General features: G+C 43.6%; 14 protein-coding genes. 6 read left to right on the top strand and 8 right to left on the bottom strand.

Annotated features, from left to right (window positions below):
• Positions 1 to 282 precede the first annotated feature (282 nt).
• The 5 genes from N2K84_RS15490 to N2K84_RS15470 all read right to left on the bottom strand — a co-directional run bounded on the left by N2K84_RS15490 (position 283) and on the right by N2K84_RS15470 (position 4,129).
• Entirely contained in the window at positions 283 to 687 is a 405-nt protein-coding gene (locus N2K84_RS15490) for a hypothetical protein (protein WP_282592737.1), read from the bottom strand.
• Positions 688 to 820: 133 nt separating this feature from the next.
• Positions 821 to 1,237, bottom strand: coding sequence for a hypothetical protein (locus N2K84_RS15485; protein WP_282592736.1), 417 nt, complete (start codon positions 1,235 to 1,237; stop codon positions 821 to 823).
• Positions 1,238 to 1,351: 114 nt separating this feature from the next.
• The gene (locus N2K84_RS15480) at positions 1,352 to 1,927 is read right to left on the bottom strand and encodes a hypothetical protein (protein ID WP_282592735.1); all 576 of its coding nucleotides are present in this window, start codon (positions 1,925 to 1,927) and stop codon (positions 1,352 to 1,354) included.
• 318 nt (positions 1,928 to 2,245) lie between these two features.
• Positions 2,246 to 3,625 carry a fibrobacter succinogenes major paralogous domain-containing protein gene (locus N2K84_RS15475; RefSeq protein ID WP_282592734.1) on the bottom strand — a complete coding sequence of 460 codons (1,380 nt, stop codon included), beginning with the start codon at positions 3,623 to 3,625 and terminating at the stop codon, positions 2,246 to 2,248.
• Between the two features lie 15 nt (positions 3,626 to 3,640).
• Positions 3,641 to 4,129, bottom strand: coding sequence for a T9SS type A sorting domain-containing protein (locus N2K84_RS15470; protein ID WP_282592733.1), 489 nt, complete (start codon positions 4,127 to 4,129; stop codon positions 3,641 to 3,643).
• A gap of 277 nt (positions 4,130 to 4,406) precedes the next feature.
• Here N2K84_RS15470 and dapB point away from each other — a divergent pair, with 277 nt between their 5' ends.
• From dapB to N2K84_RS15450, 4 genes are all read left to right on the top strand, one after another.
• A complete protein-coding gene (dapB, locus tag N2K84_RS15465) occupies positions 4,407 to 5,123 on the top strand; it encodes a 4-hydroxy-tetrahydrodipicolinate reductase (protein WP_282592732.1) in 717 nt (238 codons plus the stop codon).
• Between the two features lie 3 nt (positions 5,124 to 5,126).
• A complete protein-coding gene (gene lepB / locus N2K84_RS15460) occupies positions 5,127 to 6,467 on the top strand; it encodes a signal peptidase I (protein ID WP_282592731.1) in 1,341 nt (446 codons plus the stop codon).
• Between the two features lie 86 nt (positions 6,468 to 6,553).
• Entirely contained in the window at positions 6,554 to 6,883 is a 330-nt protein-coding gene (locus tag N2K84_RS15455; protein WP_282592730.1) for a LapA family protein, read from the top strand.
• Positions 6,883 to 7,557, top strand: coding sequence for a WbqC family protein (locus N2K84_RS15450; protein ID WP_282592729.1), 675 nt, complete (start codon positions 6,883 to 6,885; stop codon positions 7,555 to 7,557). The genes N2K84_RS15455 and N2K84_RS15450 overlap by 1 nt, the downstream gene beginning before the upstream one ends.
• A gap of 2 nt (positions 7,558 to 7,559) precedes the next feature.
• Here the strand turns inward: N2K84_RS15450 and N2K84_RS15445 are convergent, their stop codons facing one another.
• A complete protein-coding gene (locus N2K84_RS15445; protein WP_282592728.1) occupies positions 7,560 to 7,982 on the bottom strand; it encodes an NUDIX domain-containing protein in 423 nt (140 codons plus the stop codon).
• 55 nt (positions 7,983 to 8,037) lie between these two features.
• Positions 8,038 to 8,823 (bottom strand): C40 family peptidase, encoded by a 786-nt coding sequence (locus N2K84_RS15440; protein WP_282592727.1) that lies wholly within the window; start codon positions 8,821 to 8,823, stop codon positions 8,038 to 8,040.
• Positions 8,824 to 8,996: 173 nt separating this feature from the next.
• Here N2K84_RS15440 and N2K84_RS15435 point away from each other — a divergent pair, with 173 nt between their 5' ends.
• Together N2K84_RS15435 and N2K84_RS20555 are read left to right on the top strand one after the other, a co-directional pair.
• Positions 8,997 to 11,066, top strand: a complete 2,070-nt coding sequence (locus tag N2K84_RS15435; protein WP_282592726.1) for an HD family phosphohydrolase — start codon at positions 8,997 to 8,999, stop codon at positions 11,064 to 11,066.
• A 141-nt stretch (positions 11,067 to 11,207) separates the two neighbouring features.
• Positions 11,208 to 11,429, top strand: coding sequence for a PLDc N-terminal domain-containing protein (locus tag N2K84_RS20555; protein ID WP_428221994.1), 222 nt, complete (start codon positions 11,208 to 11,210; stop codon positions 11,427 to 11,429).
• 175 nt (positions 11,430 to 11,604) lie between these two features.
• On the opposite strand, the gene ftcD is transcribed toward N2K84_RS20555, so the two are convergent.
• On the bottom strand, positions 11,605 to 13,287 hold the full coding sequence (gene ftcD, locus N2K84_RS15430) for a glutamate formimidoyltransferase (RefSeq protein ID WP_282592725.1): 1,683 nt from the start codon (positions 13,285 to 13,287) through the stop codon (positions 11,605 to 11,607).
• Positions 13,288 to 13,289 lie beyond the last annotated feature (2 nt).

Below are 13,289 nucleotides of genomic sequence, written 5' to 3'. Positions count from 1 at the left end.
TGCAAAACCGCTCCAGCGAGAGAAGTCTTCAGACTTGGGTGCAATGACTGTGTTGCCTCTTGCAATGACCACTTAAACGCAAACAACGACCGCTCGAACCCGCGCAATGATCGCTTCAACTCAAACAATGACTGCTCTTACCCGCGCAATAAACGCTTCACCTGAAACAATGTCAGCTTTGAGTGAAACAATGTCAGCTTTGACTTCTGCAACGGCTGCTCCGGCCAATGCAATGACTGCTTAAACTTGTGCAATGGCTGCTCTGGCTAATGCAGGGGCAGACTAATTAATTTTAAAGGTAATGTCAATATTTTTGTTGTGGATTTCATCTCCAATTAAAGCGCGCAATTCAATTATTTTCATCTTAATCTCTTCCTGAATATGCATTGCTTTTCTTGGATTTTTGCCCGAAATAAGTGTACATGATAGTACCTCATCGCAGTGTTCACATGAATATTCAATGGATTTTCCGGTAGGGGATATGTTTCTTATATTCATAGCCTTTGAACCGCATGTTGGACATTTTTTGAAATTATAAAGTGGGATTACGGTATCATTTAATTTCCAATAAAGTTTTTGAATTTCACGTACAACTACTTCACCTTTCTTTTTCTTATTCTTTTTTGCCTGATAACTGAATATGATTATCACGGCTAATACAATTATAAGTATTACAAATAAGTTCATGATAGGTCTCAAATTTTAGTTTTGTCTAACCTGCTTCGCCGGATTTATGCCAATATTGACCGAAGCTGCTGTATCGAATAACAAATTCGATCCTACTGGCTGTATTAGCGCATCCCGATGTATAAGGGGTAATTTATTTCTTCAGTAGATTAACAAATTCTTCTGTAAATTGGTATTTTGGTGAATTCCTACCCTCTTTTATGTCGATAATAAAATCAGCACGTTCAATGATCCTGATATTACTGATTAAATTTGGGTGTTCGTCCTCATAGTAAAAGAATACCGGCTGCTTGGTATTAAATGGAACTTGTTTGCTTGGTGATATGAAAAATTCTCTACAATCTTTCATGTTAGAACTTTTCAAATCTGCCCTCATTTCATTTATCAAATTAGGCATCCGCTTCTGTATCTCAAGAAATTTCTTTTTCCTTTCTTTTCTAAGGTCTTTATTTTTAGCTTTTTCAGAAAGTCTAGTAGCAAAATAATTACCAAAAATCCCCACAACTAATCCAGATAGAAATGTAATAATGTGTGAAAATGTCGGATTCATATGATATATTATTTGGGTTAATCGAAGCAGTCGCCATTAGACAATAATTATAAAATAGCTATGACAACTCAAATATCATTTGTTTCAACTTGTTTCTTTGCCCGCTGGCACGCATTATTTAGTCTTTAAATCATTAAAAGCTATATTATTCAGATGATTAATCATTGTAAGAATGTCCTGAATCAGACTGATGCAACGTAAGAAATAATCAAGTGCCAAATAGTACCCAAAGGGTTGTTTGGTCAAGTTTAGAAAAACCAAATGACTCCCTGTTTTGCTATGTGCTATTTTTGTATAAATAAATCCATCAAAAATATCTCGGAATGTTAGTTTTTTGCCATTAATAAGGAATGGCCATGATTTATCAAATTCAGATTTAAGGATATCACGTAATTCAACAAACTTATTTAATATTTCATGATCATGGCAATTTTTATTATAAAACTCATTAAGGTTGCGAATAGAAATAGGCTCATTATCCTGAATAAAAAACCGTAAATTAAGTACATAACTCTCTATATTTTCTAAATCGGGAAAATTTGCATCTGAACCTAATGTGTTTGTTTTAAAATCAAAAGAAAATCTCCATCCTGGATTATTCATAAAACGAATCAAACTTGACGATTCCAATCGGTCAAACTTTTCTTTAAAAAGGTCTAATATCGCTTTAGGAGTTGCTTTTTTATCCATTTTTATTTTCCTTTTCTATTTTTTTAAATTAAAGTAACAGGATTGAATTCTAATATTAGTTACCCCCCGCTGGCGCGCTTTTGCAAAGCGTGCCGAGATTATTTAATCACTATTATGCCAAGCATAACCTTCTCTCCGGTTTAATCAATCGCGCGGCTCATCTCTATCATCGCTTGATCAAAAATATAAAGACTTTTTTGAAACGGGCCAACTTGAAAAACTATTTCATAGTTTGCACGAAATACTAGTGGTCCCTAAGGATTTTTGTTTTTACAAAACAAAGCACGGATCACAGCGCCAGCAGAAAAAGCAAATAATTTAATCTTTCACGCAGCGCACGGAGAACCCAGACTCCTTATTGCTGCTGCTTCTGCCTAGATCGCTGTAATCGTAGCCAGCATACCGGCGCCAGGCGTAATTGGCATAATCCGCTGTAGCGCTCCACCAGTAGCTGTAGTAACCATTGTTGCTGAGCGAACCAATGTTGAGACGGAAGCCACCCGGAAGGGCTGTAAAGCCGGTTTCATTGGTCGCTCCTGTATTTGGGCTTCTCCAATGCGTGGTGCCGGTTTCTTTTAGTTTTCCACCGGCTACGGTTATTCCGCCCAGATAATCGGTTAATTCTGCCCACTCTGCATCGCTTGGTAAATGCCAGCCTGCGGGGCATACGCCCTGCACGCCGCTTGGGTTTGAACTGCTGCTCGCGGAACCTGCCATGGCCGCAGGCCAGTTGTATAAAACACCGTAAATGTTGTAATTTGATGTGGCTTTGGCATCGTCTATATTGGTACCATCGTAACCATACACATAGTAATACGGAGTTGATTCGGAACCGGTCCCGGGACCAACCACACTTGGCAGGTACTTCAGGTTTTCGTCCATCCATACCTGATTGCCTATGGTTACATAGTGATACACATTGCCATCGCGACTGTCGGTAAATGTACCTGATCCGGTTAGGTTAGCAACACTTATTCCAGGGATAATCACATATTGTTCGCTTCCCAAGAACAAGGTATCGCCAGTTAACGAAACACTGAGCGTTACATACGCTTTTGTAGCGGCATCCTGTGCGTCGGTGGGGTTGGTAACATTTTTTAACTGGGCATTAACCGAATTTCCTAAAGCTGCAACATCACCAATAGTTTGTGTTTCGGTGTAGTTGTCAAGTTTATTGTTCCAATAGATGGTGTCGGCCTCAGTAATTCCGTTTGCTACCGATAAAACAAATACAGGATCTGTTTCGGGAATCTCCCCGCTTACTGTTTCTGCTGTTGTTGCATGCAACGCGTAAGGAACGCTCAGTAATTGGCTTGTGCCGGTTATGGTGTAGTTTGCACCGCCGTTCAAATCGGTTTCGGTTTTAATAAAATAGGGTCCGTTTGCCCAGTTGATGGTTACAAAATTGCCACTTACTACTGTTCCAGCTCCAATTTCAATACTTACCAATCCGTTTGCATTGGTGGTTGGGAATTGTCTTTCTACGTAAACCGAAGTACCACTTGCAGAACCTTGTAGTATGCTTATTTGCATGCCTACACTTGTGTTAGTTACTAACTGGCCGCTACTATTGCGAATTACTGCCTGATAGCTCATTTTTTCAGGTGATTGTGCACCTGCCTGCTGTGGCAGGAACACACTTGCGGTTAAGAATATCCCGATAGCCACCGGGACCAACATTGTAAATATCCTATTCATTTTATTGTCCTCCCCCTATTTTTTTATCACTTTAAATGTTTTTACTTCTTTGTTTTCTTGTATCACTGTCACAAAATAAGTTGCTGGAACAAGGTTGCTCATAACAATACTTGTTTGATTGCCTGTGATTTTTTCGCCTTGCAAAAGGTTTCCGTTCATATCGTACAGCTGAAAGCGTAAATCTTTTAACGTTTCACTTTCAATTATCAACTGTAAATAATCGGCAGTTGGGTTGGGATAAGCTGAAACCGTAAGGTTTATGCCTATGGCTTCTTCCAATCCAGTTACCACGGAAATTTCATAGGGTTGCTGTACCCCTTCAGCTACTGAGCCATTTGTGCCTGTATTAATTTGGTACGCGACTTGCCCCACGGAGAAACCTGCTGAGCCTCCGCTGCCCGAAGCATTACTGCCTGTGGCGTTAACGCTTTCCTGTGCCTGCAATGCTGTCAGTCCGAGTCCTAACAAAAGTACGGCACTTAATTTTAGTCGTTTGTGTCGCATGTTTGACCTCCTTTTTTATTGGTAAACACTCATTAATTTATTTATTTCGGTCTTTATTTTGTAGTTGGGGTCTTGGCCCAGTGAACGTTAGCGCTCAGGTATATGAGCGTTGCGTATTTTACGCAGAAATGATGAAATGAGGTACACACGGTATGTTTAAACCGATACACCGAAACCAATCTTCCGTTCATCGAAAAAAGGCTGGCAGCCCGGAAAACAAATGATAGTTTTAGACTGTAATTTATATCTTTGTAAGCCTTTACAAAAAATGAGATATATGAAAATTGCTTTGATTGGATACGGCAAAATGGGAAAGACCATTGAACAGATTGCCCTCGACCGCGGACACGAGCTAGTACTCACCATCGATATCACCAACCAACACGATCTGACAGTTGAAAACCTCCGGAAAGCTGATGTGGCCATCGAATTTACCATTCCCACTTCGGCAACAGCCAATTACGGGCTTTGTTTCGAGGCCGGCATTCCGGTTGTCAGCGGCACCACCGGCTGGCTCGACCGGAAAACGGAGGTGCTGGATGAAATGAACAAACACAACGGAACGTTTTTCTACGCTTCCAACTTCAGCCTTGGGGTGAACCTGTTTTTTGCCCTCAACAAGAAACTGGCCGCCTTAATGGCCAACCGTCCGGAATATGATATTTCGATGGAAGAAGTGCACCATACCCAAAAGTTGGATGCTCCCAGCGGAACAGCCATTACCCTGGCCGAAGAGCTTTTTGAAAACCATCCCGGCAAAAAATCGTGGACACTGGATAAACCAACAAGCCCGGAGCAGATGCAAATCACCGCCATTCGAGAGGGGCAGGTTCCCGGCATCCACCGCATCAAATACGAATCGGAAGTCGATCATATCCTGATCGAACACAGCGCCAAAAGCCGCCAGGGATTTGCCCTCGGCGCCGTATTGGCCGCCGAATTCAGCTTCGGCAAAAAAGGAATGTTAACCATGAATGATCTTTTAAACTTATAATACATGAGGAATTTATTGACCAACAAATGGTTCAAGTTCATTTTAGTGGGACTTATTTACAGTCTGTGGGTAATCTGGCTCGAAAACTACTGGTGGTTTATTGGCCTGGCCATCATCTTCGACATGTACGTCACTAAAAAAGTACACTGGGCTTTTTGGAAAAAGAAGAATCCGCCAAATGGCAAGCAAACCAAAGTAGTTGAATGGGTCGATGCCATCATTTTTGCCGTCATCGCGGCTACATTCATCCGCATGTTCTTCATCGAAGCGTACACCATCCCCACTTCTTCGATGGAAAAATCGATGCTGGTGGGCGACTTCCTATTCGTAAGCAAAACTTCTTACGGACCCAAGCTGCCCAACACGCCGCTGTCGTTTCCGTTTGTTCACCACACCATGCCTTTTTCGCAAAAAACCAAATCGTATGTGGAATTGATCCAGAGACCGTACAAACGGATTGCCGGTTTCGGAGAGGTAAAGAACAACGATGTGGTGGTGTTCAACTTTCCGGAGGGCGACACCGTGGCTACCAACATGCCTACGCAGAGCTACTACAACCTGGTGCGAAATTATGGCCGCGAACGCGTATGGGCCGACACCCGCACCTTTGGCGAAATCATCAGCCGTCCGGTGGATAAACGTGAGAATTATATCAAACGCTGCATAGGCATTCCGGGCGATGTGGTGGAAATAAAAGACGGGCAGGTATTTGTAAACGGAAAAGAACAAGAGCACTTTGCCGGTATCCAATACGATTACATTGTAACTACAAACGGTACAGCCATCAATAAACGGACCCTGGAGAAAATCGGCATTTCGAAAGCTGACCAACAGGTGTTCAACGGCTCGCAGTTTTTGTTCCCGATGACCGGCGAACAGGCTGCACAGATTGAAAAACTCACCAATGTAACTTCGGTGAAAAAAGTAAATATGGCTGCCGGCAATTGGGACCGCAATATTTTCCCTTTCAGCTCGAACTACCCGTGGAACGTGGACAATTTTGGCCCGTTGGAAATACCGAAAAAAGGGAAAACCATTAGCCTAACGATGGAAAACCTGCCACTTTACGATCGAATTATCGACTTGTACGAAGAGCACGATCTGAACGTAAAAGACAGCACCATTTATATTGACGGCGTGGCCACCGACAACTACACCTTTGGCATGGATTACTACTGGATGATGGGCGATAACCGCCACAATTCGGCCGATTCGCGCTACTGGGGATTTGTGCCCGAAGACCACGTTGTGGGTAAAGCTGTTTTTATCTGGCTGTCGCTGGACAAGGAAAAAAGCCTTCCGGCCAACATCCGCTGGAGTCGTCTGTTCCGGGTTGTCCGGTAAAAACGAACGGCAAGGCATTCAAAAAAGGATAATTGGCCCATTGGTTAATTATCCTTTTTTTCTTAATTTACAGCAAAAATACGATTATGTCAGTTGGTATTGTTTTCATCCTTGTGCTGGCCATGTTACTGGTCATTTTCACCCTCCAAAACGCCATGTTGATTGATATTAAGCTGCTATTTTGGCAAATCAGTGATCTTCCGCTGGTTCTTGCGCTGATTATTTGCGTCTTGATTGGCATGCTGGCTGCCATGATGATTTACTACCCCCGGATCTGGAAACTGAAATCAACGGTAAAAGATCAGCAAAAGCAACTGGCGAAACTGACAGAAACGTTATCCCAACAAGACAATCACCCCGAAGGCATTGAAATGACCGGAGGATCTGAAAAAGGATTTTTTACCGAAGAAGATTAATGACAACGCAACCAATCCTGTTAAGTTCGGCTTATTTGCCGCCAATCCAATACGTCTCAAAATTTTTGCTGCATCCGTCCGTGTTAATCGAGGCACACGAACATTTCATCAAGCAAACCTTCCGCAACCGGACGATCATTCTGGCTGCAAACGGCCCGGAAGCCTTGATTGTTCCGGTAGAAAAAGGACGCAGCCCCAAGCAAAAAATGAAAGACCTGCGCATTTCGTACGACACGAACTGGCCGCATATTCACTGGCAAGCCATTGTTTCGGCTTACAACTCATCGCCATTTTTTGAAATTCTGGAAGCCGATTTCCGCCCCTTCTTTGAAAAGAAATTTGATTTTCTTTTTGACTTTAACTTCCAACTGTTGCAGGTTGTTTTTGATATCCTTGAAATATCGCCCGATATCAGGTTTACAGAAGATTTTGAAGCAGTACCGGAAAATTGCCTGAATTTCAGGGAAGCCATTCAGCCCAAACTGAAAAAATCAGTTCCCGATCCGTTTTTTGAGCCGATCGTTTACACACAAGTGTTTGATGACAAATTCGGGTTCATTCCCAACCTGAGTATTTTGGACCTACTTTTCAACTGCGGATCGGCCAGTTACGAGGTCTTGCTGAAAAGCAATCTATCGCCCGAAAAATCGGGAAAATTCCAACTTGGTTTGTAACCTTATTTCAGAATTTGTTCGACAAATTCGGCAATCAATTCCGCATGATCAAATGCCAACTCGGGTAACTGATCCAAGGGAAACCAGTTGGCACTTGCAGCATCATCGCCACCTTGCACAATTGCGTTTTCAGGCACATAGCCGTAAAACAAAACCGAGATCGTCCGTCCACGGGGATCGCGATCTACTTTATCAGCAGTTTTAAATTGGGTCAACTCCGGAATTTCCAATCCTGTCTCTTCCTGTAATTCCCGTTTACAGGCATCCATAAGCAATTCGTCCATCTCCACAAATCCCCCGGGAAGCGCCCACTTTCCCATAAATGGTTCAATCCCGCGCTGAATAAGCAACAATTCGTGGCTTTCTTCTTTTAAGACAATCGCATCAACAGTTAATGCCGGACGTGGATATTTGTAAGTGTACATTTTGAATGATGATTGGTGATTGGTGAATGATGATTTTAGGACTAAACGACAAACGTTACGGAAGTATCCGTTTCATCACGCGCATTTTGTGCGAGTAACGTTTGGTATCAATATTGAAAATGCCAAACTGGTCCACATTGTCGATGCGGACTTTACCGGAAGCATGAATAATTTTATTCTTCTGCCAGATAATTCCAACATGGACAATGTTCCCGTCATCATCGTCAAAAAAGGCGAGGTCGCCGGGCTGCGATTCTTCCACGAAACTCAAGGCCACTCCTTCGCGCACCTGATCTTTGGCATCGCGCGGCAATGTTATGCCGGCCATTTTATAAATAATCTGAGTGAAGCCCGAACAGTCGATCCCGAAAGGTGAACGTCCGCCCCACAAATAGGGCGCATTAAAAAACATCAGGGCATGTTGGATCATGAAATTTCGCACGTTATCCGGTTGCTGGTACCTGAACTTACCATTCATTTTAAACACGTCGCGATTGATGGAAAATTCGTGCTTATAAGGTCTCCAGCAGGGCAACGAACTCCCGGCAACAATCATCATGTTTTGCTCGTCGGTTACCGGAACCAGGCTTAAAATATCCGTAGAAACGGCTGACGGCGACTTTTCAATTTTATGGAACAACCTGTCGGTCACCGGTGTAACCATTTTCTGGTCCACCCAACCTTCATAGCCATCATAGGCCATGGTGACACGGCACCAACCAACAAAAAGTTCATGTACCAAAAAGTGCTCGCCAAACAGAATCTGCGAGGTCATTTCACTTTTTTCGGAGGGTTCCTTTCGCAATGGAATAATACTCAAACCGGAAATCCCGTAATTCATACGTTCAATAATTACTTCGTAAGATCACATAAAACCCGCTCGAAAATACACTAATTGCTGGTGAATTAATTTACCATGGCGTGTTTCATGAAAGAAATTGCTAATTTTATTTTTCAAAGATAAAACTTCGGAATAAGTTTTAATACTTTACAAAAGTCGCTAAAAAGATATTTATGAAAAAGTTATTAACCCGGCTGGCTCAGTATTATCATTTCTTCTATATCGCATTTGCTTTTTCTGCCGCTATATTTTTGCTCTATCTGATTATTCCCGGGGAAAGCCGGTTTCGGTACGAATTTCAAAAAAATGCCCCCTGGCGCCACGAAACCCTGATTGCCCCTTACAATTTTGCCATTTACAAACCCGATGAAGTAATAAAAAGCGAGCAGGATTCCGTCAAAAAACAGTTCATTCCGTATTACACCAAAGATACGTTGGTGAGCCTGCTGCAAAGCCGGAATTTCGAGTTGGAATTGCAGGGGATCAGTGGTGAGCTACCAGCTCTGAAACCGGAAACCATCCAACAATTAACCTCGCACCTGACCAAAATCTACCAGGCTGGGGTTATCGCCCAATCTCCCGAGGCCCATCCGGTTTTGAAAGATAAGAGCGAATTGTTTGAAGTGAGCGATAAAATGGCCCGAAAAATTCCGGTGAGCTCTGTTTATTCGATGAAAACTGCCTTTCAAAGTTTAAGTGACAGCGCCCGGACCTTGCTAAAAGACCAATACGAAAACCTGAACCAGAGCACCAACCTGGCCGATTATATTCAGGCAAACCTGAACTACAATGAAGAATTTAATGCGCTGGAATTGGAGAAACTTATCAATTCGGTATCACTTACTCAAGGAATGGTGCAGGCTGGCGAGCGTATCATTTTCAAAGGAGATATTGTTACGCCTGACAAATTTCTGATTCTGGAATCGCTGAAAAAAAGTTATTCCATCAAACAGGGTTACAACATGGACCGTTACCTGCTCATTCTGGGCAAGTTGATCCTTATCATTGCCTGTCTGCTCATCCTCATTCTGTACCTGGCCTATTTTCGTCCGGAGATTTTCAGGGAAAAGCGGCACCTGAGCTTCATTCTACTGCTAATCATCCTGATGGTGTTTTCCACGCGCTTTGTTTCGCAACACGATTTCATCAACATTTATGTTGTTCCATTGGCCATTCTCCCAATCTTGCTGCGTATTTTTTTCGATTCGAGAACAGCAATTTATGCTTTGTTGGTTACTTCGCTCTTAATCGGATATTTTGCGCCAAACAATTATGAGTTCATCTTTATGAACATTATTGCAGGCATTATTGCTGTTTTTAGCCTCGACAAACTTCACCGGCGGTCGCACCTGGTATTTACAGCTTTGTGGGTACTGATCAGCTACTCGGTTGTTTACCTGGCACTTTCCATGATTCAGGAAGGCAACATGGAGGCCATCCGCTGGGAGGAATTGGAATGGTTCGCAGCAAACGCTGTCCTTGTACTGCTGGCTTACCCGCTGATTTATATCTTCGAAAAGATGTTCGGATTCGTTTCGGATGTGACCCTGATCGAATTATCGAACACGAACCAGCCCCTGCTGCGAAAACTGGCAGAGGAAGCGCCGGGCACGTTCCAACATTCGTTGCAAATTGCCAACCTGGCCGAGGCCGTTATCCACCGCATTGGCGGAAATCCGTTCCTTGCATACGCAGGCGCCTTGTACCACGACATTGGCAAAACAAACCAACCTGCATATTTTATTGAGAACCAATCTGCCGGAATGAACCCGCACAGCGAGTTGGATTATAAAGATAGCGCCCGGGTCATTATCGACCATGTAACGTATGGCGTGCGACTGGCGCGTAAGCATAAGCTGCCCGAAGTATTAATCGATTTCATCAGCTCGCACCACGGCACCACGCAAGCCAAGTATTTTTACACCCTCTATAAAAATGAAAATCCCGATATGGCGATTGACCCCAAAGAGTTTTCTTATCCAGGTCCCCGGCCTAAAAGTAAGGAAACTTCGGTGGTCATGCTCATCGACGGAATCGAAGCAGCTACCCGTGCACTCAAAGAAAAAACACCCGATAACCTGAAAACAGTGATTGAAAATATGGTGCAGCAAAAAGTGGATGACGGGCAGTTGGACAATGCAGACCTCACCCTGCGAGATATCCGAATCGTGAAAGAAACCCTGACAGAAAAGTTGATGAATATTTACCATATCCGAATCGAATATCCGAAAGAAAACACATAACAGAATACATAACATTTCCTGTCATGCTCAAATCCAGAACTCTCTATTACTTGTTAACAATCTGTTAATAAAGAATGTAGGAAAACGCTTTTATTTTGGATGAAGATATCTTAAATTGCATAAACGAAAAATTTAGCGCTTATGTATCCACTATTGGCAATAAGATCGCATGAAATTCTGGCAATTCAGTCACTGTTTATCCTGTTGATAATCCTGCCAGCCTTAGCTGTTATGAGTGTAAGGCGAAATGACTTTACCAATCATGACCGATACGTCTGGCTTACAATTATTATCCTTCTGCCCATCATTGGCCCATTTCTGTATATTTTTATTGGCCGTAATCGCCGGCTCAACAGGTACTAGGCATACATGACAAAATTGCTCCAGGAATGAATTTTCCTGCATCCGTCACTTCATTTACCCAAAAGGTGAATTGATTTCAATGTACTTATGCAAGTACGGCAAGTTATTTCTTGTCTTGTTTCGATCCTTTAATTTCTGGTATTGATCAAATAAATCAATGAGGCCTGCGACCTTATCAATTTATTTTGCCGTAAACAACGGCTAAAATCGCCTGCTCTTTGTATTCAGCCTGATATAATAATTCCTCAGCACGGTGCTTCAACTCCTTCACTTTTTCATCATCATCCAGGCCCGACAGATTTATCAAAACATTCAGGTAGGCTCCCTGAACCGCAGTTCGGGCACACAGTGCCCCTACCCCGGCATCAGAAACCGAATTGGGATTGCCCCGTTCTGCCATTTGCCCAATAACCTCCATCGATGCAAAAGCGGTTTCCATCACCTCCAGTGGCACCATAATCACATGCAGTGTCGCCTGTTGTATCGCTGCAGAGCGCAGCGCTTTTTCTTCTGCTGTGTTTTTGGGAAGGTCAAAGGCTTCCATGATTTGATTAAATGCCTGCGTATCATCGTCAACCAACTGCAATAACTTTTGCTGCCATGTTTTTGCTTGTTCTGCCCATTCGGAAAACTCTTCCCAACGTTCATCCCAACCCCTTTTATGCGCCGACAAATTAGCTACCATACCAGCAAGCGAAGCACCAAGCGCCCCAACGTAGGCAGAAACTGAACCGCCTCCCGGAGCGGGCATTTCCGAAGCCGTTCGATTTACAAAATTCTCCAGGTCTAGTTGGCGAAGCTTCGGCTCCCGGTTTTCCAGCAAGTACTCAATAATCCGCTGTTTCGGGTCGAATGGCGCTAACTCGTCCAGCCCCATCGATTTTACAGCAATCTTAATGATTTCCTCGTCCGCAATCCCGGTGGAACGCTGTTGCTTACGTAAAAAATATTTTCCGGCATCCAGCATGGCTTGTAAGGGGATCAAGCCAATCAGCTCCGAACCCGTGACGCGCATACCCCGTTTTTCCGCACTTTTACACACTTCTTCAAAAGCCACGTGAACAGGGGTCACCGTAATATCGGTCAGGTTCATGGATAGTTGGGCAATGCCATATTCCTCGATGAACCAACCAATAGCACGTACTTTTTTCAACGATCCGGGAATACGGATCGGCTCACCGGTTTCATCTTTCACCAGTTTACCGGTAACAGGATCGCCTTCACGGAGCAGCCTTCCGGCTTCGCGCACATCAAAAGCGACAGCATTGGCACGCCGCACGGACGTTGTGTTCAGGTTGACATTGTAAGCAATCAGAAAATTGCGTGCACTCACAGCAGTTGCCCCCGATTTGGCATTAAACTCAGCCGGGCCGAAATCCGGTTGCCAATTCGGGTCTTTCAGTTTCTGCGGAAGGCCTTCATACTCGCCCGAACGGCAATTGGCCAAACTTCGGCGTTCTTCGTTTTGAGCAGCAAATTCATAACAATACACGGGTATTGCCAATTCTTCGCCAATCCGTTTCGCCAACTGGCGGGCATATTTTGCAGTTTCCTCCATACTGATATTGGCCACCGGAACCAACGGACAAACATCGGTAGCGCCAAAACGCGGGTGCTCGCCGTGATGCTGGCTCATATCAATCACCTCTGCGGCCTTTTTTACGGCCTGAAAGGCAGCCTCGACAACGGCACCGGGCGAACCAACAAAAGTAACCACTGTCCGGTTGGTTGCTTTACCGGGATCAACATTTAATAGCTTAACGCCCTCAACACCTTCAATGGCATCGGTAATTTGTTTGATGACAAGCGGGTTCCTTCCTTCACTGAAGTTAGGAACACATTCGATTAACTGATTCATAC

The organism is Gaoshiqia sediminis, assembly GCF_025907915.1.
In the GTDB taxonomy this organism is placed as follows: Bacteria; Bacteroidota; Bacteroidia; order Bacteroidales; family Prolixibacteraceae; genus Gaoshiqia; species Gaoshiqia sediminis.
The sequence above is the reverse complement of the archived record's forward strand: the minus strand, read 5'-3'. Positions and strand labels throughout refer to the sequence as shown.

Bases quoted from the DNA above. Each gene is read 5' to 3' on its own strand.
- N2K84_RS15490 (WP_282592737.1), bottom strand. From the start codon at position 687: ATGAACTTATTTGTAATACTTATAATTGTATTAGCCGTGATAATCATA.
- N2K84_RS15475 (WP_282592734.1), bottom strand. From the start codon at position 3,625: ATGAATAGGATATTTACAATGTTGGTCCCGGTGGCTATCGGGATATTC.
- ftcD (WP_282592725.1), bottom strand. From the start codon at position 13,287: ATGAATCAGTTAATCGAATGTGTTCCTAACTTCAGTGAAGGAAGGAAC.
- lepB (WP_282592731.1), top strand. From the start codon at position 5,127: ATGAGGAATTTATTGACCAACAAATGGTTCAAGTTCATTTTAGTGGGA.
- N2K84_RS15445 (WP_282592728.1), bottom strand. From the start codon at position 7,982: ATGTACACTTACAAATATCCACGTCCGGCATTAACTGTTGATGCGATT.
- N2K84_RS15450 (WP_282592729.1), top strand. From the start codon at position 6,883: ATGACAACGCAACCAATCCTGTTAAGTTCGGCTTATTTGCCGCCAATC.
- N2K84_RS15455 (WP_282592730.1), top strand. From the start codon at position 6,554: ATGTCAGTTGGTATTGTTTTCATCCTTGTGCTGGCCATGTTACTGGTC.
- N2K84_RS15480 (WP_282592735.1), bottom strand. From the start codon at position 1,927: ATGGATAAAAAAGCAACTCCTAAAGCGATATTAGACCTTTTTAAAGAA.
- N2K84_RS15485 (WP_282592736.1), bottom strand. From the start codon at position 1,237: ATGAATCCGACATTTTCACACATTATTACATTTCTATCTGGATTAGTT.
- N2K84_RS15440 (WP_282592727.1), bottom strand. From the start codon at position 8,823: ATGAATTACGGGATTTCCGGTTTGAGTATTATTCCATTGCGAAAGGAA.
- N2K84_RS15435 (WP_282592726.1), top strand. From the start codon at position 8,997: ATGAAAAAGTTATTAACCCGGCTGGCTCAGTATTATCATTTCTTCTAT.
- N2K84_RS15470 (WP_282592733.1), bottom strand. From the start codon at position 4,129: ATGCGACACAAACGACTAAAATTAAGTGCCGTACTTTTGTTAGGACTC.
- dapB (WP_282592732.1), top strand. From the start codon at position 4,407: ATGAAAATTGCTTTGATTGGATACGGCAAAATGGGAAAGACCATTGAA.
- N2K84_RS20555 (WP_428221994.1), top strand. From the start codon at position 11,208: ATGTATCCACTATTGGCAATAAGATCGCATGAAATTCTGGCAATTCAG.